This is a genomic window from Chryseobacterium lactis (genome assembly GCF_003815875.1).
Classification (GTDB): domain Bacteria; phylum Bacteroidota; class Bacteroidia; order Flavobacteriales; family Weeksellaceae; genus Chryseobacterium; species Chryseobacterium lactis.
The window spans coordinates 1,010,732-1,035,107 of the sequence record NZ_CP033924.1; the positions used below are offsets into that span (position 1 = coordinate 1,010,732).

The 24,376-nt window shown below is 40.5% G+C and carries 27 protein-coding genes, 1 tRNA gene and 1 pseudogene; 28 read left to right on the top strand and 1 reads right to left on the bottom strand.

What is annotated here, in order from left to right; translation table 11 throughout:
• Window positions 1-154: 154 nt before the first annotated feature.
• The 3 genes from EG342_RS04330 to EG342_RS04340 are packed head-to-tail and all read left to right on the top strand — an operon-like array spanning window position 155 to window position 2,257.
• Complete coding sequence (locus EG342_RS04330; protein WP_103288578.1) at window positions 155-1,564, top strand: MBL fold metallo-hydrolase; 1,410 nt, start codon at window positions 155-157, stop codon at window positions 1,562-1,564.
• Window positions 1,565-1,936, top strand: coding sequence for a rhodanese-like domain-containing protein (locus tag EG342_RS04335; RefSeq protein WP_103288579.1), 372 nt, complete (start codon window positions 1,565-1,567; stop codon window positions 1,934-1,936).
• 21 nt (window positions 1,937-1,957) lie between these two features.
• On the top strand, window positions 1,958-2,257 hold the full coding sequence (locus EG342_RS04340) for a thioredoxin family protein (protein ID WP_103288580.1): 300 nt from the start codon (window positions 1,958-1,960) through the stop codon (window positions 2,255-2,257).
• Between the two features lie 55 nt (window positions 2,258-2,312).
• On the opposite strand, the gene EG342_RS04345 is transcribed toward EG342_RS04340, so the two are convergent.
• Window positions 2,313-3,065 carry a nitrilase-related carbon-nitrogen hydrolase gene (locus tag EG342_RS04345; protein WP_103288581.1) on the bottom strand — a complete coding sequence of 251 codons (753 nt, stop codon included), beginning with the start codon at window positions 3,063-3,065 and terminating at the stop codon, window positions 2,313-2,315.
• A 239-nt stretch (window positions 3,066-3,304) separates the two neighbouring features.
• On the opposite strand from EG342_RS04345, the gene EG342_RS04350 reads away from it, so the two are divergent.
• From EG342_RS04350 to EG342_RS04465, 25 genes and pseudogenes are all read left to right on the top strand, one after another.
• Window positions 3,305-3,745: a DUF6646 family protein gene (locus tag EG342_RS04350; protein ID WP_103288582.1), complete on the top strand. Its 441-nt coding sequence runs from the start codon at window positions 3,305-3,307 to the stop codon at window positions 3,743-3,745.
• A 107-nt stretch (window positions 3,746-3,852) separates the two neighbouring features.
• On the top strand, window positions 3,853-5,343 hold the full coding sequence (rseP, locus tag EG342_RS04355) for an RIP metalloprotease RseP (protein WP_103288583.1): 1,491 nt from the start codon (window positions 3,853-3,855) through the stop codon (window positions 5,341-5,343).
• An 80-nt stretch (window positions 5,344-5,423) separates the two neighbouring features.
• Window positions 5,424-5,497: transfer RNA gene (locus EG342_RS04360), tRNA-Asn, on the top strand.
• A 157-nt stretch (window positions 5,498-5,654) separates the two neighbouring features.
• Complete coding sequence (locus EG342_RS04365) at window positions 5,655-6,557, top strand: hypothetical protein (RefSeq protein WP_123868027.1); 903 nt, start codon at window positions 5,655-5,657, stop codon at window positions 6,555-6,557.
• A 233-nt stretch (window positions 6,558-6,790) separates the two neighbouring features.
• Entirely contained in the window at window positions 6,791-7,132 is a 342-nt protein-coding gene (locus EG342_RS04370) for a helix-turn-helix domain-containing protein (protein WP_059344231.1), read from the top strand.
• Entirely contained in the window at window positions 7,120-8,307 is a 1,188-nt protein-coding gene (locus EG342_RS04375) for a VapE domain-containing protein (RefSeq protein WP_059344230.1), read from the top strand. Before EG342_RS04370 ends, EG342_RS04375 begins: the two co-directional genes overlap by 13 nt.
• A gap of 273 nt (window positions 8,308-8,580) precedes the next feature.
• Window positions 8,581-9,498 (top strand): toprim domain-containing protein, encoded by a 918-nt coding sequence (locus EG342_RS04380; RefSeq protein WP_068791502.1) that lies wholly within the window; start codon window positions 8,581-8,583, stop codon window positions 9,496-9,498.
• A gap of 237 nt (window positions 9,499-9,735) precedes the next feature.
• Window positions 9,736-10,212 carry a plasmid mobilization protein gene (locus EG342_RS25430; RefSeq protein ID WP_059344229.1) on the top strand — a complete coding sequence of 159 codons (477 nt, stop codon included), beginning with the start codon at window positions 9,736-9,738 and terminating at the stop codon, window positions 10,210-10,212.
• Window positions 10,178-10,723, top strand: a complete 546-nt coding sequence (locus EG342_RS25435) for a relaxase/mobilization nuclease domain-containing protein (RefSeq protein WP_223200378.1) — start codon at window positions 10,178-10,180, stop codon at window positions 10,721-10,723. The genes EG342_RS25430 and EG342_RS25435 overlap by 35 nt, the downstream gene beginning before the upstream one ends.
• Before the next feature lie 39 nt (window positions 10,724-10,762).
• On the top strand, window positions 10,763-11,086 hold the full coding sequence (locus EG342_RS25440; protein WP_246008732.1) for a hypothetical protein: 324 nt from the start codon (window positions 10,763-10,765) through the stop codon (window positions 11,084-11,086).
• Between the two features lie 32 nt (window positions 11,087-11,118).
• A complete protein-coding gene (locus EG342_RS04395; RefSeq protein WP_078677238.1) occupies window positions 11,119-11,703 on the top strand; it encodes a hypothetical protein in 585 nt (194 codons plus the stop codon).
• A gap of 164 nt (window positions 11,704-11,867) precedes the next feature.
• Window positions 11,868-12,128 (top strand): annotated as a pseudogene (locus EG342_RS04400) (hypothetical protein); the annotation flags it as partial.
• A gap of 69 nt (window positions 12,129-12,197) precedes the next feature.
• Window positions 12,198-12,614, top strand: a complete 417-nt coding sequence (locus EG342_RS04405) for a hypothetical protein (RefSeq protein ID WP_059344226.1) — start codon at window positions 12,198-12,200, stop codon at window positions 12,612-12,614.
• A gap of 224 nt (window positions 12,615-12,838) precedes the next feature.
• The gene (locus EG342_RS04410) at window positions 12,839-13,222 is read left to right on the top strand and encodes a hypothetical protein (RefSeq protein WP_059344225.1); all 384 of its coding nucleotides are present in this window, start codon (window positions 12,839-12,841) and stop codon (window positions 13,220-13,222) included.
• A gap of 26 nt (window positions 13,223-13,248) precedes the next feature.
• A complete protein-coding gene (locus EG342_RS04415) occupies window positions 13,249-13,872 on the top strand; it encodes a DUF3347 domain-containing protein (protein WP_059344224.1) in 624 nt (207 codons plus the stop codon).
• Window positions 13,873-13,886: 14 nt separating this feature from the next.
• Window positions 13,887-15,170 (top strand): efflux RND transporter permease subunit, encoded by a 1,284-nt coding sequence (locus EG342_RS25600; RefSeq protein WP_031504500.1) that lies wholly within the window; start codon window positions 13,887-13,889, stop codon window positions 15,168-15,170.
• A gap of 2 nt (window positions 15,171-15,172) precedes the next feature.
• Window positions 15,173-17,131, top strand: a complete 1,959-nt coding sequence (locus EG342_RS25605; protein ID WP_078677236.1) for an efflux RND transporter permease subunit — start codon at window positions 15,173-15,175, stop codon at window positions 17,129-17,131.
• Window positions 17,132-17,230: 99 nt separating this feature from the next.
• Window positions 17,231-18,397, top strand: a complete 1,167-nt coding sequence (locus EG342_RS04430; protein ID WP_246008733.1) for a TolC family protein — start codon at window positions 17,231-17,233, stop codon at window positions 18,395-18,397.
• On the top strand, window positions 18,394-19,644 hold the full coding sequence (locus tag EG342_RS04435) for an efflux RND transporter periplasmic adaptor subunit (RefSeq protein ID WP_228429377.1): 1,251 nt from the start codon (window positions 18,394-18,396) through the stop codon (window positions 19,642-19,644). The genes EG342_RS04430 and EG342_RS04435 overlap by 4 nt, the downstream gene beginning before the upstream one ends.
• Before the next feature lie 11 nt (window positions 19,645-19,655).
• Window positions 19,656-20,861, top strand: a complete 1,206-nt coding sequence (locus tag EG342_RS04440) for an efflux RND transporter periplasmic adaptor subunit (RefSeq protein ID WP_059344221.1) — start codon at window positions 19,656-19,658, stop codon at window positions 20,859-20,861.
• 1 nt (window position 20,862) lies between these two features.
• Window positions 20,863-21,324, top strand: coding sequence for a heme-binding domain-containing protein (locus EG342_RS04445; RefSeq protein WP_031502512.1), 462 nt, complete (start codon window positions 20,863-20,865; stop codon window positions 21,322-21,324).
• Between the two features lie 120 nt (window positions 21,325-21,444).
• Window positions 21,445-22,014 (top strand): helix-turn-helix domain-containing protein, encoded by a 570-nt coding sequence (locus tag EG342_RS04450; protein WP_059344220.1) that lies wholly within the window; start codon window positions 21,445-21,447, stop codon window positions 22,012-22,014.
• A 333-nt stretch (window positions 22,015-22,347) separates the two neighbouring features.
• Window positions 22,348-22,599, top strand: a complete 252-nt coding sequence (locus EG342_RS04455; RefSeq protein WP_059344219.1) for a heavy-metal-associated domain-containing protein — start codon at window positions 22,348-22,350, stop codon at window positions 22,597-22,599.
• A 335-nt stretch (window positions 22,600-22,934) separates the two neighbouring features.
• Complete coding sequence (locus EG342_RS04460) at window positions 22,935-23,171, top strand: four-helix bundle copper-binding protein (protein ID WP_246008734.1); 237 nt, start codon at window positions 22,935-22,937, stop codon at window positions 23,169-23,171.
• Between the two features lie 76 nt (window positions 23,172-23,247).
• Window positions 23,248-24,339: a YVTN family beta-propeller repeat protein gene (locus tag EG342_RS04465; protein WP_078677235.1), complete on the top strand. Its 1,092-nt coding sequence runs from the start codon at window positions 23,248-23,250 to the stop codon at window positions 24,337-24,339.
• Window positions 24,340-24,376: the final 37 nt, after the last annotated feature.

The window sequence follows — 24,376 nt, forward strand, 5'->3', positions numbered from 1 at the left end:
AATTAATCATATGTAAGGCATTCTTTTTGCTGAAAACAATAAGCTTTAAACACACGTTTAACAAAGTATTGAAAGAAACTATCAATGGGATTTAACATTTCATTTAGAATTCATCTAATACTTTGTATCTTTAACTCATTAAAAAAAGACCCCAATGAAAGTTGAACAAATATATACGGGCTGTCTGGCTCAGGGAGCTTATTATATTGTATCAGAAAACGAAGCGGCTATTATCGATCCGCTCAGAGAAGTAAAACCTTATCTTGATCGTCTTGAAAAAGACCATGTCACTTTAAAATATATTTTTGAGACTCACTTCCATGCTGATTTTGTTTCAGGACATTTGGATTTAAGCAAAAAAACCGGTGCTCCGATTGTATATGGACCTACCGCTGCTCCTGAATTTGAATCTATAATCGCCGAGGATAACCAAATTTTTGAAATCGGAAAAGTAAAAATAAAAGTTCTGCACACTCCGGGACATACTATGGAAAGCAGCACTTACCTGTTGATCGATGAAGAGGGTAATGAAACGGCAATTTTCACAGGAGATACTTTATTTTTAGGAGATGTGGGAAGACCTGATCTTGCTCAAAAAGCAACCAACCTTACTCAGGAAGATCTTGCAGGGATATTATATGATAGTCTTCAAAACAAGATTATGCCTCTGAACGATAGTATTACCGTTTATCCTGCTCACGGAGCGGGTTCTGCATGTGGAAAAAACATGCAAAAAGAGACTGTAGATATTCTTGGTAATCAGAAAAGAACAAATTACGCGCTTAATCAACCTGATAAAGAATCTTTCATCAGAGAAGTTCTTGACGGGCTTACTGCACCTCCGAAATATTTCGGAATGAATGTCGCCCTTAACAAAGGTGGATACGAAAGTCTGGATGTAGTAATGGATAAAGGATTACAACCTGTTGCTCCGGAAGATTTCGAAGCAATGGCAGAAGATACAGGAGCATTAATTTTAGACACAAGAGGAGCGGCAGATTTTCATAAAGGCTTTGTTCCCAATTCAATCAACATTGGTTTGAAAGGTGATTTTGCGCCATGGGTAGGAACGCTGATTGTAGATGTAAAACACCCTCTGTTATTGGTAACGGACGAAGGAACAGAAGAAGAGGTCATTACCAGATTAAGCAGAGTTGGTTTTGATAATGTGGTAGGATATTTAAATGGCGGTTTTGAGGCCTGGAAAAATTCGGGTAAAGAAGTAGATGATGTCAAGAGAATTTCTCCGGCAGAATTTGCAGAACAGTTTACAGAAAAATCTACAGTAATAGATGTTAGAAAATTAACGGAATATTCTGCAGAACATATAGATAACGCTTATAACAGACCATTAGACGCTATAAGCGACTGGGCAAGAAATATTGATGACTCTGAACATTTCTTTCTCCACTGTGCCGGCGGCTACAGAAGCATGATTGCTGCAAGCATCCTTAATTCACACGGAATCAGAAACTTTACTGAAATCGAAGGTGGTTTCAACGGAATTAAAAAAACAGAAAAGTTTCCGACAACGGATTTTGTATGCCAATCTAAAACATCGTAAATGAAAGCTAAATTCTGGGGATTCATTTTGGCAGCAGCTTTTACAGCAAGCGCTTGTAAAACAGCTCAAACTGTAGAAATTCCTAAAGCAAATATCAAAGAAGTTGTCAATAGTTCGGATGTGACTTTGGTCGATGTAAGAATTCCTGAGCAATATGCTGCAGGAACAGCAAAGAATGCAGTGAATATTCCTTTGGCGGAACTTCAGACTACTATTGAAACCCTTAAGGGTAAAAAGGTGGTTGTTTTTTGCAATAAGGGAGTACCGGCAGACCAGGCCATGGAAATTTTGAAGAAAAATGGCGTGGAAGCTTATGATGGAACAAGTTGGAAAAATGTAAAGGCAATCCAGGACGAAACTGACAAAAAGTAAACTAATACAATAACCTAAATTATGTCACAAAAATTTCAGGAAATCATCGATTCCGAAAGACCTGTACTTATTGATTTTTTCGCCACCTGGTGTCAACCTTGCAAAGTACAATCTTCGGTTTTAAATACAGTAAAAGAAAATATTGGCGAAGGAGCCAGAATCATTAAGGTGGATGTAGATCAATATCCTGCTTTAGCCGCACAATACGGAGTTCGCGGAGTGCCTACTCTCGCTATTTTCAAAAATGGAGAAATGTTATGGAAAGAAAGTGGTGTACATGATGTAAATACGTTAACGCAACTTCTGCAGCAATATTCTTAAATAAACGAATTAAGGCTGAAATCAGATAATTTATTCCGATTTCAGCCTTAATTATTTATATCTGAATTGAAAACTGATCGCGGTCATTCAGAAACTGGAAATGTTTTCTAAAGTCTTCCAGTTCATTCATATTCAATTCTGCGGATACTATATTTCCATTTTTTCGGGAAATTTCTTTTCCATCAGCAAAGAAACAATGAGAACTTTCCTGGTAAGACAAATCATTACCATCTATACCGATTCTATTTAAGCCAAAAACAAAAGACAGATTTTCTATCGCTCTGGCTTTTAAAAGATGCTCCCAGGCTCCTACTCTTTTTTCAGGCCAGTTGGCAACATATAAAATAGCGTCATAATCATCGTTATTTCTTGCAAAAACAGGAAAACGAAGGTCATAGCAGATCTGAAGCAAAAATCGTATACCTTTATATTCTACAATCACTCTGTTTTTTCCCGGAGCATATACTTTATCTTCCCCTGAAAAGGAAAACAAATGTCGCTTATTATAAAAGGATGTTTCACCATTGGGCTGCACAAAAAACATTCTGTTATAAAACTTACCATATTGCTCTACAGGCGCGCTCCCACAGAATGCTGCATTTTTTTCTTTTGATATCTTTTTTAAAAATTCCAGAGATTCTTCATTTCTGTCCGAAACTTCAGAAGCATCCATACAGAACCCTGTTGAAAACATTTCAGGGAGAAGAAAAAGATCTGCTTCCTGGTTCTGAAGTTCGTTTTCGATGATTTTAAAATTTTCAGTTTTATTTTTCCAGATGATATCTAAATTGAGTCCTACAACGTTCATCTTTATTTATTTTAAATGATTACACAATCCGATTTATAAAAATACAGTTTTTATATTTACTAAAAGAAAGTTCAGCAAAGAGAATGATATACCAGATTGGTAAAAACTTGTTTCCATGGTAGCGAAGAGAATTTCTTAATAATTTATTAAAGTCTTCTATTTTTATAGTAGAGAATATCTTTCGGTTTCATTTTTGATGCAGATATTTTTTAGTAATATCATTAAAAATTAAAAAATTTATGAAGAAATTGGTTTTTATGGTGATGATATTTTTTTGTGGTGCTATGGCAAATGCTCAGGCATATACAGGAAAAGGAGATCAAAAAATTCAACTGGGTCTGAGTGCCTGGGGATATGGAACCGGGGTAACAGGAACTTATGATTATGGGCTTAATAAGCTTTTATCAGTAGGGGCCGGACTCAATGCTTATTTTGGCAACTATAAAGATAACGATAAAGACAATCGTGTTTTTGTTTTTGGAAGGTTAAATTTTCACCTTCAGGAAGCACTGAATCTTCCTTCAAAATGGGACATTTATCCGGGAGTTGATGTTGGTGTACTCGGAAAAGACTTCGGAATAGGTGCTCATATAGGAGCACGCTACTTCTTTACGGAAAAAGTCGGCGTTTTTGCAGAGGTAGGAAACAACGGAAGTCTTGGGGTTTCTTTCAATTTATAAACAAATCGTCTTTAAATATGACAAAGCTTCTCGTTTTCGGGGAGCTTTTTTATTTGGCATAGTTTTGATAATTGTTACCTTTGCAAATTAAAATCTAAAATTTATTAATGGAAATAGCAATAAAACTCTTTCAGTTCATTCTGAGCATCTCTATATTAGTACTTCTTCATGAGCTTGGGCATTTTTTACCAGCCATATGGTTCAAGACCAGAGCAGAGAAATTTTTCCTGTTTTTTGATCCTTATTTTTCTATTTTCTCAATGAAGAAAATCAACGGAAAATGGCAGTATAAATTCTTCTCACAGAATTTGCCGGACTCTGAAGTAATAGAGGTTAACGGAAAGAAAGAAGAAGTTCCTATCGATATATCAAAACTTCCCGACAACGACTGGAGAAAACACCCTGAACAAACCAAATACGGAATCGGATGGCTTCCTTTCGGCGGCTATGTAAAAATCGCCGGAATGGTGGATGAAAGCATGGATACGGCACAGATGAAAAAACCTGCCGAACCATGGGAATTCAGATCTAAACCAGCATGGCAAAGATTAATTATCATGTTGGGTGGGGTTACTGTAAACTTCTTCCTGGCCTGGTTAATCTACAGCTGCCTTTCATTCTTTAATGGGGAAGCTTACACAGATATTACGAAATTTGATAATGGAATTGAAGCGAGTGCAGCCGGAAAGAAAATGGGCTTCCAAAACGGTGATAAAATCATCAGTGTTGACGGAAAACCTGCAGAAAGATTGGAAAGCACTTCAGTCAACATCCTTTTAGGAAATAATGTTACGGTACAAAGAAACGGGCAAGAAGTAACTTTCCCTGTTAATCCTGACGGTGTTGCGGATGTTTTAAAACAAAGAGAAGCAAAATTATACATTACACCAAGAATTCCTATGGTTATTGATTCACTGGCTACTCCTGCTTCTCAGTCCTCAGGATTGGTAAAGGGAGATAAAGTAGTAGGAATCAATGGGAAAAAGGCAACCTTCTACGATGAAGTAAGCACTCTTTTAAGCGAGAATAAAGGAAAAACCATCAGTGTAGACGTTGAAAGAAACGGAGCTTTACAGACACTTCCTTCTGTTTCTGTAGACAAAAACGGAAAACTGGGTGTTGGAATTGATACAAAAACGATTGCGAAATCAATCGCTACCAATAAAAAATATTCTTTTGGAGAAGCAATTCCAAGAGGTTTTACAAGATCTATTGACGCATTAACTATGCAAGTAAAGCAGTTCAAAATCATGTTTAACTCTAAAATTCAGGGATATAAAAATGTAGGAGGACCTATTGCCATCGTAAAAAACATGCCTGTTAATAAAGACGCAAAAGGGAATGTTTCCATCGACTGGACTGCCTTCTGGAGCTTTACAGCAATGTTTTCTGTATGGTTGGCTTTCCTAAACCTGATTCCGATTCCGGGACTTGATGGTGGCCACGTTTTATTTACGTTATATGAAATTATTGTGGGTAAACCGGTTCCTCAAAAAGTATTGGAAAATGCGCAAATGATAGGAGTTATCTTCCTGTTAGGCTTAATGTTAGTGATTTTCGGAAGTGATATTTTCAAGATATTTGCCGGGAAATTATAATTTTTTTGAAAAATTTTCTAAAAATATTTGTAGAGTATAAATATTCGTCCTATATTTGCACCACTTAAAACAAAGGACATTCCTCCTTAGCTCAGTTGGTTAGAGCATCTGACTGTTAATCAGAGGGTCGCTGGTTCGAGCCCAGCAGGAGGAGCTTTGACAATCAAACACTTACAGGAATGTAGGTGTTTTTTTTTATATTTGTCACGAACATTTCACGAACAAAAGTATTTTATTTTAATGCTATTTTTGTGTAAGAATATTTTAGTACGTTATATATGACTGACTTCTATATCGCAACATATATTCTAATGGTAACCTTTACAATCCTTGTCCCCTTCTATCTTGCAGGGCGGCTTTGGTTTGCGTTCAGTCCGTTTGCGATAAACTATTACTCCAAGGAAAGGGCAAACTGGTATAACGACTGGAACACCCAGCGGTTTTTAATCGTTTTGAATTTATTTTTGGTTTCATTGTCGCTTTCCTTTTTCTGGGGCGGGAAAATACTGGAAGATATCCATGCCGAGAAGATCGACTTTACCCAAATCCTATTCTATATCATTCTTCAAATTCTTGCCGTAATCCTGTTCGAGGTAAAAATGGAACACCCATTTAAGCCAATTCAGGCATTCAAAAAATTCAAGAAAAACAGTTATAGCGAAAGGTTTGAGTTCCGAGAAAAGCAAGACGCGGCAGATAAAATAGAACACCATTCCAATGAGTTAAAAAGAGAATTTTTGAAAGTTGGCACTAAGATTTCAAACGAATTAAATAATCAACAAATCATTTTATCTGAAACCAACGAACTCGCAAAACACAACAATAATATCCTACAGGAATCCGATTTTGCTTTTGAAATAAAAAAGAATCCGAATATGGTCATTGATGACATTTTGCGGGATTATTTTATTTCTAAAGATTCCGAGAGGGATTTATCGGACTTTTTACTGCGGAAGAAAAACTCTGGAAAGATTCTGTTTACAAAGCCTGCAAGGAACGGCGTGAGCGTACAGCCTATTTTGGACTTTTTCTCGACCTTTACTAATGTTATGGAAAGTTGTAAATCCGGCACAATAACCCAAGCCGAAACCTGCAAAATTATCAACGCCGTCACCTCGGCAAAAGACAGGCTCGGAAATATCGCAGAAGAACCAATAAACAGCAGGAACCTCTCAAAATATCTTTCCAACAGCGATGTTCAGGATGATATATAGTCTAAAATCCAAAAAAACATTTTCTCTTTAAAAATCATATTTATCTGATAACCAGAATTATAAAGGCGACAGTTAGTCGCTTTTAATGGTTTATTGACTAAACCATTATAAAACAAAACCTCCTATTGAACGCACATTTCTTTAGGTTGTTTTATTTTACAAAAAACTTTTTAAGTCGCTTTTAGGCGGCTATTTCTTTGGGAAATATCTTGGCCTCAACAAAATTCAACGAAATGAAAGACCAAGAAAGACTAGCTGCGCTAGAAAGCCAAATGTCCACTTTGGTAAACTCGCAAAAAGAGTTTACCTCCAAGGCGCTACAGATGCTCGCCCTCGGAACCAAGAAGATCTATTCCAAGGAAGAGGCCGCGCTGTTCCTCAACCTGGATCCGGACTATCTCTACCAACTCAAACACCACGGCAAACTGAAGGCCTACAAAAAGAAGGGGCAAAAGAAAATCTACTTTCGCAAAGAAGACCTAGAAGCTTATCTTCTGGGGGATAATGTGGAGGAAATACAAAATGATGACTACGATGCATTCGAGCAGGAAATTCTGGAGCGATGGAAGAAATAACCAACAAGCCGGCTGAAGAGCAAAAAATCCCAGTACTCTACCAAACCGCTTCCGAGACCACTACCATTTTCGATATGGTGATGAAGTATCTGGAAAGCAAGTATGACCTTCGCTTTAACGCCATCGCCCTGGAGATAGAAATATCGCTCAAGGGAAAGGACGACTGGACAGAGCTAAACATCAACTCCCTGCTGATAGAACTCGTACAGGCCGGGATGCAGATCACCATGCAGAAGTTGGAGATCCTCGTACGGAGCCACTTGATAAAGAGATACAACCCTTTAGCGGAATACTTTAAAAAACTCGCGGGCTGGGACGGCGAAGACCATATCAGGAAGCTGGCGGGATTTGTTCGGACCAACGACAGCGAAGCGTTCCGCTACCATCTCGAGAAGTGGCTGACCCGTGCCGTGCTTTGCGCATTGAAGAAAGACTATGTCAACAAGCAGTGCCTCGTGCTGGCAAGCTCCAAACAGAACACGGGCAAGACCACCTTCCTGCGGTTCCTCATTCCCGACGGGCTTAGGGGTTATTATTCCGAAAATGTCACGGTGGACAAGGACGGCATCATCGCTATCTGCAAAAACTTTATCCTCAATGCCGACGAATTGGCCGTCCTGTCCAAATCGGATGTCAACACGCTGAAATCCTTTATCTCGATGGGCGGCGCAAAGGTGAGGGTGCCTTACGGGAGAAAGCCGGAGAACATGGACAGGATATGTTCCTTTGTTGCCTCCACCAACAGAACAGATTTCCTTACCGACGAGACAGGAAGCGTAAGGTGGCTGGTTTTCGAAGTTTACAGCATTGATTTCGCCTATGCGGAGGAAATAGACATAGACAAGGTATGGGCGCAGGCGTACCACAATGCTTTTGAAAGAAAAAATTACCAACCGGAAATGACGCTCTCGGACATAGAGGCTAATGAGCTGAGGAACGAGCAGTTTTCCCAGCTTTCACTTGAGCAGGAAATCGTTTCCGCACACTTCGAGAAATCGAAGGACATCAAGGATTTTCTTACGGCGACGGACATCGTTGTGGCAATGAACAACGCCCTGAATTTAAGATTGAACAATATCAAGGTCGGAAAGGCGCTCACCAGGCTCAAGTATGAAAGAATCAAGCATCCGAAACTGCAGGTTTACGGCTACCTGATCCGAAGAAAGATTGACTGAAAGAAAGTTTAAATCCTTGACATTCAATTTATCCTACCTACTTACCTAAGTGGACTTACAGAACTCATTTTCAAATTTTTATCAAGGTAATAAAATAGATAAGACTTTACCTAAACTACCATAGTTAAAGAAGGGATCCAATTAACAGGTAACAACAAGGTAAGTCATTAATTGATATAACTAACTGATATTCAATATTTAGGTAGGCAGGTATGGAAAAACGGTAAAAACATAACTGGATATAAAAAAAATAAACTTTAAAAAACACAAAAAATGAACTGCAAACAAGCGAACGAAAATATCAGCATCAAAGAAGTAATGGAAAGTTTTTCTCTATTCCCAAGCAAAGAACATCCGAAAACAGCCTATTATAATGCTATCAATCGACAAGAACGAACGCCAAGTTTATTAGTGAATTATGTGAAAAATATTGCCTTTGATTTTGGCACTGGAAAACAATACGATGTCGTGTCGATAGTTCAGGAGCTCAAACAATGCACTGTCTCCGATGCTCTTGAATATCTTTCTCGTTTCGATTTTCCTTATAATAAGCCGAGTGTGACGGAAGCAATTACTGCTGAAAATACAAATCAAATTCTCGAAGTAAAGGAACTTATTCACCCGGCATTGTTAGACTATTTGAAATCAAGAAAACTCGAGTCACAAAAATCGGAATTGAGCGAAGTCCACTACCGGATTAACGACAAAAGATATTTCGGGCTCGGTTTTAAAAACGATTCGGGAGGCTACGAAATCCGCAGCAGTTTTTCCAAAATCTGTCTTGGAAAAAAGGATATCACCACGATAAAAAATAATTCTGCAAACCTCAAGGTTTTCGAGGGATTTACCGACTACCTCTCCCTTAAAATTTTAGAACCGGAAAAGACACCTTCCGACTATCTAATTCTGAACTCTGTCGCCATGGTTCACAAGGCATCCGGGCTTTTTGGAAATTATAAATCTGTCGAAATGTACTTGGATAACGACCGCGCCGGCGAACAGTGCAGGGATTCAATTTTGAAAATATTCCCGGAGGCAGATGACCGGTCGAATGAATATTTCCCTCATCAAGATCTGAATAATTTCCTGATATCACAGGAAGAAAAGACACTTGAAAATAAGCTTGAAAAAAATCAAACAGCCATACACGAGTCCGAGGGAAACCGGGATATTTACAGGAGAAAAAGATGAAGATTCATACAAGCCGACCTGCTTAAAATAAGCACAAGTGGAATACTCTAAAAAAGCTGGGTAAAAACTTGCCATGTACTTAGTGCAAAAAGTACCCAATGTTTACAACAAGCGTGGGGCTTGTCGTAAAAATCGGGCTTTTTGGTTTCCTCCTATCGTCGGAAACGCATGTCTGGAACTACGATTCAAGCCCATAGTTTAAAATTATAAAAAAATTAAACACCACATAAACACAATATGAAAAATGACTTTTTAAAACAGTTTGTAAGACAGATTTCCGAGCAGCAAATTGCAAAGGTTGCAGAAGAAAAAAGAAAGAACCGCTTCCGAGAAATTGGTCGAAAGGGAGGTTTGAAAAAGAAGACGGCGAACCAATTTTCGAAGGTAGTCTCAGTTCGTTTTACCGAAAAGGAGTTTGAGAAAATTCAAAAGGAGGCTGACTTCTACAAACTCAAAATATCAAAATATTTAAGACTGGTTTCAACCGAAAAAGAACTCAAAATAAACGAGTTTCAAACCGACGCGGTTCTGTTGAATTACGGCAACAATTTTATAAGGATATCCAATCTGCTTAGGAACAGAGAATGGAACGAGTTTGAAAACAAGAAAGAGATCCTTGAGGAAATTCACACCGTCACCAAATTAATCAGAGAATACCTCTACCAACAAATCATCAAGCATGAACAATTCGGCAACGACGAGGAGGATCAGTAAGATCGCGATTGAATACAACGGCAACGACAAAGGCACGGCAGAATGTATTTATTCCAACAACCTGCTTTCAACAACGCCGGAGGAAAGATTTGAAGAGATGAAGATTGTCGCCGAGAGAAATCCCAATGTCAAGAAATGGGCGCTCACCGGCTACATCTCTCCACCAAAGGAAATCGGCGACAGGCTGACAAATGAAGAGTTGAAGGAACTGGCTATAAAATCATTGAAAGACGTGGGACTTACAGAAAATAACCAGGTCGTCCTGGATGTCCACAATTCCACGAAGCAGAAACATATCCATTTCATCGTGAACCGCATAGATGTTTTTGGTAAATGCACGGTGAAGTCGGCAAACATAGGTAAACGCTTTGGTGAATCGGTTCGAAATGTCTGCAAAGAGATGAATCTCAAAACAGATGTGGAAATCGGAAAGGAGAAAAAGCAGCAGATGCTGAAAGTGCTGCAAAACTGTCTGAAGGTCTCAAGAAATTTTGATGACTTGGTCGATTAGATGCGGCGATGTGGTTATAGAGTGACGCTCTCGCAGAATGTGAAGGACGGCGTGTCGGGGATGCGGATTGTGAAACTGAGCGATATTAACGACCAAACCCAGAGGCAGTACCATCCCGGTTACAAACTTTCCGAGATTACAAACAAACTGAAAATCAAAGATATCAAAGAAATTCTAAACCGGAATGCGGAAAGCCACCAGTCGGCAATTTTCAGTCAGAGTAATCCACAAACGAACGAAATAAAAAATCCGGAAAAATCAGCCCTCAGGGAGATTGAAAATGCCGTGAAGGAACTCCTCAAACCGAGCTACACACCGGCGGCTGACGACGAATTGCTGAGGAAGAGAAAAAGGAGGCGATAGGTCTTTAAAAAAAAACATCAAAAAAAAACAAAATGAACAACAACGAATTTAACAACCAGGAGAATACAGAAAATTATTCTTCACAAGATGCAGGCATCGAACTTTTGCACCGCGTCATAGAAAGTAATAAGGCGGTAGAAATTTCGGGGAAGGCGATTTTCCACATGTACTGCGACATCAAGGAGGATGTAAAGAAAATCCAAGCACTGGCACATGAAGAAAATCTAAAACGGCAGGAATTGCTTAAATCCATCCCCAACAATATTATCGCAGAATTATCTCCGGACGTTATAAAGCATCTGGAAAAATTTCATCAGAAATCAGATACAGTTAAATATTGGTTTTTCGGAATCCTGGCTATATTGCTGGTTGCATTTTTTATTTTATCAGCAACTGTTTATCTAGGAAAAATCTGGTACCGCGAAAGCATCCGCACCAAGACCGAGGTTCGAGAGGAAATCCTCAAGGAGATCAAGAATGAAAACAAGGCGATTTATGAAACCGAGCAGGTAAAACAGCTGGAACACAATACCACGCTGATGAACAAATGGATGCAGAAAAATCCAAAGGACGCAGAAAAGTTTTTGAAGTTTAAGGAGGGGTATGAGAGTAGGTAGACTAAAAATTATTTGTCCAGTTTTTAATAAAAAACTGGACATTTATTGACGTATTTATTACAGTTTGCTAAGAGTAACATTGTGAATAATTTAGGAAAAATAAATTTCGTAAATTTGAGCTTTGGGGTATAATGAATAAAAAATTACTTTCTGAACGCGATATGGAAATGGCGGAAATTGATGAACCTATTCGCGAAACCTACTATAAAGGTAATCAGAAATTCGATGAAGTTTCCCCAAAATACGCACTAATGAGTTCTCACGCCGGGAGACGAACTTTTATCTGCAACGCTTTGGCTTTAGGAATTCCACCGCAGGTCGTGATGAAGTGGACAGGTCACAGTGATTATGCTGCGATGAAGCCCTATATTGATATTGCAGATCAAACAAAAATAAATGCTATGGCAAAGTTTAATATGTTGTAAACCCTAACTTTTTTAAGGAAGTAGTTTAGCTTCTAAAATAATTCCCTATCTTTGTGCTGTTTACTTACAATGGTCGGAAATTTTAAAATACTATTCCTTTCCCTTACACTGGCGTTATTTCTGGCGCCAGGGATTTCTCAGGCTTGCAGTAAAAAGGAGAAGCAGGTTATTAAAACCGCGACCAGTTCCCAAACTTTCATAAAACAGTCATTCGCACAGATACAGCCGTCTTGCGACAGCGACGATTGCAAAGAAGAATGCTGTCACCCAAAATCACACAATTGTCAAACCGATGGATGCTCAGGAAATTGCAGCGGAAACCTTTGCAGCTCTGCTCAGTACACCGTTCTAGCGGACAGCAAATTTTTAGAGGATTCTAAAAACGAAGCGTCCGGTTACGAAGACAAAAATGCTAATTTCTTTTATCAGAATCCTCATTACTCCGGTGGATTCCATACCATTTGGGAACCGCCCAAAATAGGTTAAGATCTTCTTTTACAGCCCGAATTGTGTCTGGTCGTGAAGTGTTTATGACACTTTAGCCCGTTCTTTTTTAGCGGCGCTGTAAATACATTTGAACTTCAAACGCTCCTTTAAGCTCTTTCAAAATAGACTTTCCTTTTTTAGTAAAGGATAATTTGAGGAACCGGATGTTCAAAAGCACTTTCTCAAACAAGGAGGCTCACTATTAACCTATAATATAAAATTTAATGAAGAATATTCTTTTGGGAATACTCGCTTTTATAGCGGTGTTCCTCGTTTCCTGCAACAATTCAAAAGCTGAAAGTACACAAATTGCGGTCGCAAAGTTCACCACCGGTGACATTGTTCCCAACGATGAGGTATGTATGGTAAACAATGCCTATATGGGCAAAAAACAGCTCGAAGTAAAACATGACGGCAAAACCTATTATGGTTGCTGTGAAAACTGCAAACTCAGAATCCCGCAGGAAGAAAATGCCCGCATGGCATACGATCCCATATCTCATCAACTCATCGATAAAGCAACCGCAATTATTGCGATCTCTGATAAAAATGATAATGTCGTGTACTTCGAAAATAAAGCAAACTACGAAGCCTTTTTTAAAAAATAATCAATAACCTTTAACCTGATAAAATAATGAAAACAATACTATTCAGCCTTTTGGCAATCGGCACTTTTGCATTCACTTCTTGTAAGGAAAACAAAGAACAGAAAAACACCACTGGTACAACCATGCAGCATGATATGAGTACAATGTCGGACAGTTCAGCGATGGACAATATGGCAATGGATGCTAAGGTAACCGTGACCACCGCCAAAAAAACTACCGCTGACCTTACGGAGCTCTATTCTCATTACACCCACCTTACATTCGCGTTGTCCGGTGATGATGATAAAGAAGCGGTGAGTGCGGCCAAAGGGATCCTCGCTTCTTTTCCCAAAATAGACAAAAACGGTTTTTCTGCTGAACAGAAAAAAGAATTTGCTGATCTCGAATCAAGCATCAGTGAAAACGCCGAGCACATTGCAGATAACGCCGGAAAGATTGATCATCAGCGCGAACATCTGGATTTAATGAGCGCAGATTTTTACGACCTGCTGAAAGATTTCGGAACTCCAAAACCGGTGTACAAAGTATTCTGCCCGATGTATAATGATAACAAAGGGGCCTTCTGGCTTAGCGATTCACGTGAGGTGAAGAATCCTTATTTAGGCAAAGAAATGCTTTCATGTGGCGAGGTTCAGGAAGAAATTAAGTAAAACCGTACAGAATCATGATTCAAAATTTAATCAAACTGTCCCTCCGCAACAGGTATTTCGTTTTGCTGATAGCAATCGGCCTTTTTATCTGGGGTATTTTTGCGGTAAGGGACAATCCCATCGATGCAATTCCGGATCTGAGTGAGAACCAGGTCATCGTTTTTACGGAGTGGATGGGCAGAAGTCCCCAGATTATTGAAGATCAGGTGACTTTCCCGCTGGTCAGCAACCTTCAGGGAATTCCGAAAATTAAGAACATCCGCGCCTCTTCCATGTTTGGGATGAGTTTCGTGTATGTCATTTTCGAAGATAATGTGGACATATATTGGGCCAGAACCAGGGTAATGGAACGGCTTAATTATGCGCAGCGCTTACTCCCGCAGGATGTTACCCCTACTCTCGGACCGGATGGCACCGGTGTAGGTCACGTCTTCTGGTATCATTTCGATGCACCCAAAATGGATTTGGGAGACCAGCGTGCCCTTCAGGACTGGTATGTAAAGTTTGCGCTTCAGACGGTTCCCGGTGTGGCGGAAGTAGCCTCCTTTGGCGGCTTCGAAAAACAGTACCAACTCATTGTAGATCCTGTAAAACTCCAGTACTATAACGTATCCCTCATGGATGTGATGAACAAAGTGAAAGCCAACAATAATGATGTGGGCGGACGTAAATTTGAGATGGCCGATATGGCCTATATCATTCGCGGCCTGGGTTATATCAAGAACGTAGCCGATATCGAGGAAATTGCTTTGGGAAATTACAACGGAATTCCTGTGCGGGTGAAAGACATTGGTTCTGTACAGATGGGTGGCGATTTGCGTCTGGGTATTTTTGATGCAGACGGTGAAGGCGAAGTCGTGGGCGGTATCGTAGTGGCACGGTATGGCGAAAATGCGGATAAGGTCATCAACGATGTGAAAGAGAAAATGAAGGACGTTGAAAAAGGACTCCCTGAAGGCGTCACCTTCAAGACATCGTACGACCGCAGTACGCTGATTGAAGGGGCAATAGACAATATTAAAACCAAGCTGATTGAAGAAATTATCGTGGTGGCAATCATTGTTATTCTGTTCCTATTCCACTGGCGAAGTGCATTGAGCATCATCATTCAGATTCCGGTCACCATTGCCATCAGTTTTATTCTGCTCAATGCGTTTGGACTTTCCTCCAATATCATGTCCCTTACAGGAATTGCGCTGGCAATTGGGGTGATTGTAGATAACGGAATTATCATGTCTGAAAATGCCTATAAAAATCTCTCCGATTGGCAGAACCATCAACAAAATAAAAACCCATAACAATGAAGACCAACTGGTTTAAAAATATATTCAGAAAAAAAGACAAAGAGAAAGACAGTTACGTTAAAATTCCCGAAGACATTCGGTTGAAGATTATCGAAAAATCATCCTTACAGGTATCCAGAGGCGTATTTTTTTCTACGGTAATCATCGTGGTTTCTTTTCTCCCGGTATTTATGTTGACCGGTCAGGAAGGTAAACTTTTTCATCCGCTGGCGTACACTAAAACATTCATCCTGATTGTTGATGCAATCCTGGTGCTTACCCTTGCCCCGGTGCTCATCTCCTTTTTCATGAAGGGAAAATTTAAGGACGATAATAAAAACCCAATAAACAGAGGCTTGGAACGGATTTACGAACCGCTGATAAGATGGTGCATGAAATGGAAAAAAACCACGCTGGGAATTAATATTTTGGCACTGCTCATCAGTATTCCAATGATAATGAACCTTGGACGTGAGTTTATGCCGCCTTTGGATGAAGGATCCCTGCTCTTTATGCCGGTTACCCTTCCCGATATTTCAAACTCTGAAGCCAAAAGATTACTGCAGGTACAGGATAAAATCATTAAGGGAATTCCGGAAGTGGATCATGTCCTCGGAAAAGCCGGAAGAGCCAACACGGCGACAGATAATTCACCCATCTCCATGATTGAAACCATTATTTTGTTGAAACCGCAAAGCGAATGGCGCGAGGGCAAAACAAAAGATGATCTCATCAATGAGCTGAATGCCAAACTGCAGATTCCAGGCGTAACCAATGGCTGGACCATGCCGATTTCCAACCGGATCAATATGCTTTCAACAGGGATTAGAACGGATGTGGGCGTAAAAGTGTACGGACAGAACCTGGACAGTATCGCGGTCCTTTCCGAAAAAATAAAAAAGGAACTCACCGGTATTGAAGGAATAAAAGACATGTACGTAGAACCCATTACCGGCGGAAAATATGTGGATATTGAAGTGAAAAGCGAAGAAATAGGAAGATACGGCCTAAGTGTGGATGATGTAAATGCCGTCGTGGAAAGTGCGCTCGGCGGAATGAAACTCACCACCACCGTGGAAGGCCGACAGCGCTTTTCGGTAAATGCCAGATACGGCCAGGATTTCAGAAATAATTTGGAATCTCTGAGAAGATTGCCCATGCAGACGATGGAATTTGGTTCCATTCCGCTAAGTGCAGTGGCTGACATTCGTCTTACAGAAGGACCACCAATGATCAATTCTGAAAATGCAATGTTGCGTGGAACTGTTCTATTCAACGTACGCGACCGGGATTTAGGCAGTACCGTAAAAGAAGCCCAGGCAAAACTCAATAACATGGTGAACAAAATGCCAAAAGGTTATTTCGTGGAATGGAGCGGTCAGTACGAAAACCTGATTCGCGGAGAGCAGACTTTAAAAATGATTATGCCCCTCGTATTAATCGTGATCTTTCTTTCCATGTACTTTGCATTCAATTCTTACCGTGAAGCTTTTTTTAATCTCATCAGTATTCCTTTTGCCTTAATCGGCGGCGTATTCATGATTTCGCTTTGGGGGGTGAACCTTTCCGTAGCAGTAGCAGTAGGATTTATTGCACTGTTCGGACTTGCGGTAGAAACCGGAATCGTGATGGTCATTTACCTGAACGACGCCATGGTTCAGCTTATTGCAAAAAATGGCAACTCAAGGGAGACCATCACCAATGAAGAACTTCGTGAATATGTCATTCATGGTGCAGCCAAAAGATTAAGACCAAAGATTATGACGGTTTGCGTGACCCTATTCGGGCTTGTACCCATCCTGTGGAGCCACGGCGTGGGAAGTGATATGATGAAACCAATCGTATTACCGATGGTTGGTGGTGTTTTCACTTCGGCCATTCACATCCTTTTGGTAACACCAATTATCTTTTACATGCAGAAGGAATGGGAACTGAACAAACTAGGGAAAATTGACGTCCTCGACGCTGCCCATTAATCCTTAAATGATTACAAAATGAAAAAATTAATAATAACAGCAGTACTGGCCTTCCTTTACACTACCATTGATGCTCAGCAAATGTCCCTGCCCGCTGTAATGGACAGTATCGCAGCCAACCATCCGGTGGTAAAAATGTACAATGCCGAAATCCGGTCAATGGATGCTGCCGCAAAAGGAGCAAGAAGCTGGATGCCTCCAACCGTAGGAGCAGGTTTCTTCATGACGCCCTATAATGCAAAACTCTGGCAGCGCGACGGCGATATGCTCGGCATGGGCTCAGTAGCAGTTTCGGTGGAACAGATGTTTCCTAACAGAAAGAAACTCAACGCCAACGAAAATCTGATGAAGGCAATGTCCTCTGTGGAAAAGGAAAAACTTTTTGCCGCCCTCAATGAAAACTTTCAGGATGCGAAAAAACTGTATTACAGTTCAATCGTCTTGGATAAAAAGCTGAAGGTCGTAAAGGAAAACGAAAAGATGCTGGACTTTATGATTAGAAACGCCGAAATCCGGTACAAAAACGGGCTTTCCAAAATATCTGCATATTACAAAGCCAAAGCCGCCCTCGGAAGCACCACAAACATGCAGCTCATGTACGAGAATGACCTCCGCGTCAACCGGATCCGGTTGAATGCCCTCATGGGAAGAGACCCGCTCGCGCCACTGGAGATTGAACCGGAATACAACCTGAATGATTATTCTCTCATGACTTTTGGTCAGGATCTATTTTATCAGAACAGAAGTGATCTCCGCGGCATCGACCGGGAAATCAATATTGCCAAACTCAAACAGGATTTGGAAAAGCAGAATCTAAAGCCGGAATTTGGCGTAAAGTTCGAAAACATGTTTGGTTTTGGCGGCCAGCCCATGCAGTTTTCACTCATGCTGATGGCAAAGCTGCCGTTTGTTTCCTGGGCTTCAGGCATGAATAAAGCCAATATTGAAAGTCTCAAACTGAAAGAAGAGGCCTTGCAGGCACAGAAAGAAATGATGGTGAACGAATACAGTGGAATGGCCTACGGAATGCGCAATGAACTGGACCTGAATAAAAATCAGCTCAAACTCTATGAAGACACCATTATTCCGGCCTTAAAAAAGAACTACAAATCCATGCAGTTAGGCTACGAGCAGAATACGGAAGAACTCTTCATGTTGTACGATGCCTGGGAACAGCTGAATATGGCCCAATTGGAATATTTCGAGATCCTGACCAAAGCACTGCAGACGCAAACTGAAATTGACCGCTTAATTGAAAGAAGATGAGAAAAATTATAATATTCACTATGCTTTTATTTGGTTTGACGGCGTGTGACAAAGTTAAGTTCTGGGAAGATAAGCACACGGCAGAGGCGGCAATGCACACCTATACCTGTCCGATGCATCCTGAAGTGATCTCAGACAAACCCGGAAAATGCCCCAAATGTGGGATGGATTTGGTCCTGAAAGATGCCCCTGAAAAAAAGGAAGAGGGGATTAAACTCGACGATCTGCTGAAACCAACCAATGAATTTGTAGTGTCGGAACAGCCCGTAATAAAATTAAAAAAGGAAAATATTCCCACCACCGTTGATGCTTTAGGGACGGTAGAATACGATACTCGACAGATTGGCAGTATTTCCTCACGCGTTGCGGGCCGTATCGAGAAACTCTATGTGCGGTATAAATACCAGAAAGTGTCGAAAGGGCAGCGTATTTTAGATATATACAGCCCGGAACTTTTAACCGCACAGCAAAACCTGCTCTTCGTTATTAAAAATGACCGCTCAAACAAAACAATGATCGATGCTTCACGCCAGAAACTCCTTCTTTTGGGAATGCCGGCTTCACAGATACAGAAAGTCATCCAGCGAGGGAAACCTGATCTCACAGTTCCGGTTTTCAGCAATTACAGCGGACACATTCAGCAGGCAGGATCGGCCGGAAGCATGGGGTCATCACCACAATCTGCACCCGCAATGGCTTCAAATAACGCGGTCACCGCTGAACTACCCCTAAAAGAGGGAATGTATCTCCAGAAAGGACAGAATATTTTCAGTGTCTACAATCCCAACAGAACCTGGGCCCTGATCAATATTTTCTCTGAAGACATTGCACTGGTCAGCAAAGGACAGTCAGTCATGATCATCCCTGAAGCCAATCCTGAAAATCGCTTCAAAGGAATCATCGGTTTTATTGAACCCTTTTTCAGGCAGGGCAGCAAAACCGTAACGGCGCGCGTCTATTTTGATAATTCCACCGCAAAAATTCCTGTCGGAAGTCAGGTTAAAGCGGAGATTATGAGCCACAACAGAATGGCAGATTGGCTGCCGAAATCAGCGGTGGTTTCTTTGGGGATTGATAAAATTGCGTTCAAAAAAGTTGAAGGCGGTTTTATTGCCCACAAGGTTGTTACCGGCGCGGTGGTAGGCGATAAAATTCAGATCGTCAGTGGTTTGCTTCCTGAAGATGGAGTTGCCGAAAATGCACAGTACCTGATGGACAGCGAAAGTTTCATAAAAATTAACAGATAAAAATTGATAAGATGAAATTTAATATTTTAATGCTTGCCTTGCTGGTTTTTCTTTACTCCTGTAAAAAGGAGGAAGATCCGCATGCCGGCCACGATATCTACTACACCTGTTCCATGCACCCGCAGGTAGTCTCCGATAAACCCGGAAAATGCCCCATTTGTCACATGGATTTGGTGCCTGTGGAGAAGAAAAAGAATGCGGATCCTAACGAAATTGTTTTGAATGACGAGCAGGTTAAACTTGGGAATATCAAAACAGTCGCGCTATCTGATGGGTCTATGGCCGACAAACTTACCCTGACCGGAACACTCAATTTTAATCAGTACCAAATGCAGGCAGTAAGTTCCAGAGTAATGGGTAGAGTTGAACGGTTGTATTATAAAAACATTGGCGATTTTGTTCCGAAGGGGGCGCCGTTGGTCGATATTTACAGTGAAGAACTCAATAATGCAAAGCAGGAATATTTGCTGGCATTAGAAAGACGCAAGCTGTTCGTCGGTAATACTTCCATTGATTTTGATCAGTTGCTCCAAAGTTCCCGCAACAAGCTTTATTTATGGGGAATGTCCGAAGGCCAGATCAAACAGCTGGAAAGATCAGGAAAAGCCACACCTACTACTACCGTGTTCAGCAATGCGGCCGGTTACATCACCGATCTGAGCATTGCCGAAGGCGATTATCTTGCCGAAGGTGGCACCATCGTGAATCTGGCAGATCTTTCATCGCTTTGGGCAGAGGCGCAGGTGTATTCTTCCCAAATGGCTCTCCTTCAGAAAGACAGCAAGGTCACCGTATATATTCCCGATCTGGATAATTTGAAGATTAATGGGAAGGTTGATTTTACAAACCCTGAAATAAGCGCCTCCAGCAGGATAAATCTGGTTCGCATTTCCGTGCCCAACAAAGGAAATCTGCTGAAACCCGGCATGCCGGTATATGTTCTGGTGGAAAATAAATCCCGTGATGGTCTTTCAATGCCTGTGGATGCGGTAATCAGGGATGGCAAATCTTCCACGGTGTGGGTGAAAACCGCGAAGAACACCTTCGTCAACAGAATGGTGGAAACGGGTCTCGAATATGAAGACAGAATAGAAATCACATCAGGAATTAAGGCGGGAGACGAAGTAGTGGTGTCCGGAGCATACCTACTGAACAGTGAATACATTTTCAAGAAAGGGGTTGATCCCATGGCGGGTCACGATATGAGCACAATGTAATATGAGAAAATTGAATATGATAGGCTGGCTGGCGGTGCTAGTGGTGGCTATTGTTTTAGTCATTCAGGTCATACCGGTGGAGCGTAATGTCTCCACCGTTCCGCCAGGTCAAAGTTTTGAAAAAACCGAAAAGGTGCCCGCCAACGTGGCTGCAATCCTTAAAGTTTCCTGCTATGACTGTCATTCAAATAATACCCGTTATCCCTGGTATTCGGTATTACAGCCGGGCGCGTGGTTCATGGCCCGGCATATTAAAAAAGGCAAAGAAGAACTCAATTTTGATGAGTTCAATAACTATTCAAAAAGACGTAAAAAAGCAAAAATAAAAAGCATCATCAGCCAGATTGAGAAAGACGAAATGCCTTTAAAATCATACCGCATGATGCACGGAAACGCCAGATTATCAGCGGATGAAAAAAAAGAACTGTTAGATTTTTTTCGTGACAACGAATATAGTAAGTAACGCAGAACATAAGAAATGACGCTCGCCTGTGGTCTTTAGAGTATCAGAAATGGTCGTTTAGAATAAAAAAGGATCGGAAAAGACTGTGCTGTAGAATCAACAAAAATTAAAAACAACGTGATGAAATTAAATATTAAAAATATGGTTTGCAGCCGATGTCTCAAAGTGCTTAGGCAAGAGCTTGAACAACTGGGAATTAAGGTTTCATCAATTGAACTCGGGGTATTGGTAATCGACGAGATGGCTGGTAATCATACTGAAATCATGGCGAAAATTGAAAGTGTTCTCCATACCAATAAATTTGAAATAATCCATAGTCCAGAGGAAGTGCTCGTCGAAAAAATTAAACATTTTTTGCTTTGTAAAATAGAAGAGCCCCCTCTCGATTCCACGGTAAACCTATCTCAAATTTTAAGCACGGAGTTCAACCACGAATATAAGTCACTGAGCAAGTTGTTCTCACACTTTGAAAATACAACGCTGAAAAAATATTTTATTAAATTAAAAATTGAGAAAGTAAAACAACTTATTCAACTCAGGCAGTACACCTTTTCAGAAATAGGGCATCTCCTGGATTACAGCAGCGTCAACCATCTGTCGAGACAGTTTAAAGAGATTACCGGAGAGAGCATGACTGAGTATAAAAATGCTGAACTAGCCAATCGAAGACCCTATGATGAAATTAGTTAACCTTAGAACTTAGGCGTATGAAATTATAAATAGGAAATAGTTGCGAAATAGAAACGGCAATCACAGGGACTTTTGCGCAACTCTCGATAAACTTCAGGTATAGTTTTGATGTTACTTGGCCTTTTTTTCAAAGCGAAATTATACAGAAACTAACGAAAATTATGCAGAACATCCGTTTAAGAAACTTGTACTTTTACAGTAGTAATTACAGCCAGCTCGCTTTCAAAAAACTATTTTATTGCAACACGAGTTTGGCCAAGTAAGGCTCACAGAACGTATTGTAAAACGGATAGTCGGAAAGTAACAATATATAAAAGAATAAAATCAAACAAAATGAAACAACAAATTGAAATAACAGGAATGTCCTGCGAAGGCTGCGTTAAAAATGTCGAAAAAGCGTTGAAAGAAATTGATGGCGTACAGAATGTAAAAGCGAGTCTGCATCCACCACGCGCAGTTATTGAAGCAGAGAAATCGATTAATACAGCGCAGTTAACGCAAGCCTTGGCGAAAGTAGGTTATAGTATTGCCGGCGCTTCCGTAGATGAGAATTTAAAAAAGTCTGGTGGCTCCTGTTGCTGTTGAAAAGTATGAACTGCGCGGGCAAGTATAATGTTAGTACGATGTGAACGATAACGGTAGAAATGCTCCGCTGAAAACTAAGTGAAAGAAGCAAATAAATTTTTTAAAAAAAATCAAAGTAGCCAGCAATAGCTTGCCTGATCAAACGCACTTATGATTGCGACAGGATCAGCGCAGGAACTGCATATTTATTGAAAAAACCAACCTATTTATTAACATAAAAACCAACAATTATGACAGGTTATCACACGTACCAAAGTTGTATTGAAGCATGTTTAAAATGTGCTGCAATATGTAATCACTGTGCTTCATCATGCACTGAGGAAGAAGATGTAAAAATGATGGCGAGATGCATTCAGTTAGACATGGAATGCGCAGCGATCTGCTATGCATCAGCACAGTTAATGAGCCTCGGCAGCGACAAAGCAAAAGACATTTGCCGTATTTGTGCCGACATCTGTGAAGCATGTGCTGCAGAATGTGAAAAACATGCACAACATGGAATGGATCATTGCCGTGAATGTGCAGAAGCTTGCAGAAAATGCGCCGAAGAATGCCGGAAAATGGCAGCGTAATTTAAAACGGGTGGTGATTTAAATGATTGCCACTCTTTTTTTATCTACATCCTAACGACCAAATTAAAATCTATTAATGAAAAAATTTTTTACCCCGACATTGGTTGTCATATTGACCATGCTATTTGTTATGGTCAGCAGTTGCGGCAATAACGATAATAGCAATACCAATAGTAGTAATACTGATAAACCATCTTCATTGCCAAGGGCTAAAGTTTATGTAGCCAATGAAGCCGGAGGCAGTGTTTCAGTTATTGATCTTCAGGATAGCTTAAAAACTACAAGCATTGACTTAAGTGATAGCGCCGGAACTATGTTTATGGCCCATAATGTTCAGGTGGCCCCCAATGGAAAATCTGTTTGGGTGGCGGCAGCAGGTATGGACAGCAGTAAAACAAATTACTTAATAGTTATTGACCCAAACAGCGGTACAATAAAAGAGCGTGTGCTGTTAGGTAAAGATCTACACGTGGCCCATGTAGTTTTAGACGATCAATCAAAGAATGCATTTGTAACCGCAGGTGCAACGAATGAGGTCATACAAGTAGATGCAACGACCTATCAGGTGGTACGGAAGTTTGATTTAGGTGCAAAACATGCACCACATGGTTTGCGCTACGCTAAAGGCAAATTGTATGTAGCCAATATGGACGGAAAAAGCATGTCTGTCATTACTGTAGCTGATGGCAAAGTAACTGATATTCCTCTTGGCGGAATAGCTCCACAGGTGGCAGTTACCCGTGATGATAAATTTATTTTCATCTCTTTATACGACACAAAAGAGGTGATACAGTATGACCTTAAAAATGGTCAACTAAACAGAATACCATTACCTGCTACTGCTCAAGGTCCAATTCAGTTGTATGCTACCCCTGATAGTAAGTTACTGTATGTGGCTGACCAGGGAGAGTTACTCGGAAGACCGGTTTCAAACGAGGTTTATGTAATAGACATACCAAACGCAAAAGTGATAAGTACCATTAAAGTTGGTAAGAAGGCACACGGTGTTGTAGCAAGCAACGACGGCAAATCAGTTTATGTAACAAATACTATAGACAATACAGTTTCTGTGATTGATGTGGCAAGTCAAAAAGTAATCCACACAATCCCGGTTGGCAAAGGCCCTAATGGAATAAGCTATTGGTTTGAAACTGGCGGTATGCCGTAAACAGGATATTAAAGGAAATAGATATCAAAGAACGTTC

What these genes read in the sequence shown, in the direction of transcription:
- EG342_RS04330 (WP_103288578.1), top strand. Translation starts at nt 155, where the DNA reads ATGAAAGTTGAACAAATATATACGGGCTGTCTGGCTCAGGGAGCTTAT.
- EG342_RS04335 (WP_103288579.1), top strand. Translation starts at nt 1,565, where the DNA reads ATGAAAGCTAAATTCTGGGGATTCATTTTGGCAGCAGCTTTTACAGCA.
- EG342_RS04340 (WP_103288580.1), top strand. Translation starts at nt 1,958, where the DNA reads ATGTCACAAAAATTTCAGGAAATCATCGATTCCGAAAGACCTGTACTT.
- EG342_RS04345 (WP_103288581.1), bottom strand. Translation starts at nt 3,065, where the DNA reads ATGAACGTTGTAGGACTCAATTTAGATATCATCTGGAAAAATAAAACT.
- EG342_RS04350 (WP_103288582.1), top strand. Translation starts at nt 3,305, where the DNA reads ATGAAGAAATTGGTTTTTATGGTGATGATATTTTTTTGTGGTGCTATG.
- rseP (WP_103288583.1), top strand. Translation starts at nt 3,853, where the DNA reads ATGGAAATAGCAATAAAACTCTTTCAGTTCATTCTGAGCATCTCTATA.
- EG342_RS04365 (WP_123868027.1), top strand. Translation starts at nt 5,655, where the DNA reads ATGGTAACCTTTACAATCCTTGTCCCCTTCTATCTTGCAGGGCGGCTT.
- EG342_RS04370 (WP_059344231.1), top strand. Translation starts at nt 6,791, where the DNA reads ATGAAAGACCAAGAAAGACTAGCTGCGCTAGAAAGCCAAATGTCCACT.
- EG342_RS04375 (WP_059344230.1), top strand. Translation starts at nt 7,120, where the DNA reads ATGGAAGAAATAACCAACAAGCCGGCTGAAGAGCAAAAAATCCCAGTA.
- EG342_RS04380 (WP_068791502.1), top strand. Translation starts at nt 8,581, where the DNA reads ATGAACTGCAAACAAGCGAACGAAAATATCAGCATCAAAGAAGTAATG.
- EG342_RS25430 (WP_059344229.1), top strand. Translation starts at nt 9,736, where the DNA reads ATGAAAAATGACTTTTTAAAACAGTTTGTAAGACAGATTTCCGAGCAG.
- EG342_RS25435 (WP_223200378.1), top strand. Translation starts at nt 10,178, where the DNA reads ATGAACAATTCGGCAACGACGAGGAGGATCAGTAAGATCGCGATTGAA.
- EG342_RS04395 (WP_078677238.1), top strand. Translation starts at nt 11,119, where the DNA reads ATGAACAACAACGAATTTAACAACCAGGAGAATACAGAAAATTATTCT.
- EG342_RS04405 (WP_059344226.1), top strand. Translation starts at nt 12,198, where the DNA reads ATGGTCGGAAATTTTAAAATACTATTCCTTTCCCTTACACTGGCGTTA.
- EG342_RS04410 (WP_059344225.1), top strand. Translation starts at nt 12,839, where the DNA reads ATGAAGAATATTCTTTTGGGAATACTCGCTTTTATAGCGGTGTTCCTC.
- EG342_RS04415 (WP_059344224.1), top strand. Translation starts at nt 13,249, where the DNA reads ATGAAAACAATACTATTCAGCCTTTTGGCAATCGGCACTTTTGCATTC.
- EG342_RS25600 (WP_031504500.1), top strand. Translation starts at nt 13,887, where the DNA reads ATGATTCAAAATTTAATCAAACTGTCCCTCCGCAACAGGTATTTCGTT.
- EG342_RS25605 (WP_078677236.1), top strand. Translation starts at nt 15,173, where the DNA reads ATGAAGACCAACTGGTTTAAAAATATATTCAGAAAAAAAGACAAAGAG.
- EG342_RS04430 (WP_246008733.1), top strand. Translation starts at nt 17,231, where the DNA reads ATGGACAGTATCGCAGCCAACCATCCGGTGGTAAAAATGTACAATGCC.
- EG342_RS04435 (WP_228429377.1), top strand. Translation starts at nt 18,394, where the DNA reads ATGAGAAAAATTATAATATTCACTATGCTTTTATTTGGTTTGACGGCG.
- EG342_RS04440 (WP_059344221.1), top strand. Translation starts at nt 19,656, where the DNA reads ATGAAATTTAATATTTTAATGCTTGCCTTGCTGGTTTTTCTTTACTCC.
- EG342_RS04445 (WP_031502512.1), top strand. Translation starts at nt 20,863, where the DNA reads ATGAGAAAATTGAATATGATAGGCTGGCTGGCGGTGCTAGTGGTGGCT.
- EG342_RS04450 (WP_059344220.1), top strand. Translation starts at nt 21,445, where the DNA reads ATGAAATTAAATATTAAAAATATGGTTTGCAGCCGATGTCTCAAAGTG.
- EG342_RS04455 (WP_059344219.1), top strand. Translation starts at nt 22,348, where the DNA reads ATGAAACAACAAATTGAAATAACAGGAATGTCCTGCGAAGGCTGCGTT.
- EG342_RS04460 (WP_246008734.1), top strand. Translation starts at nt 22,935, where the DNA reads ATGATGGCGAGATGCATTCAGTTAGACATGGAATGCGCAGCGATCTGC.
- EG342_RS04465 (WP_078677235.1), top strand. Translation starts at nt 23,248, where the DNA reads ATGAAAAAATTTTTTACCCCGACATTGGTTGTCATATTGACCATGCTA.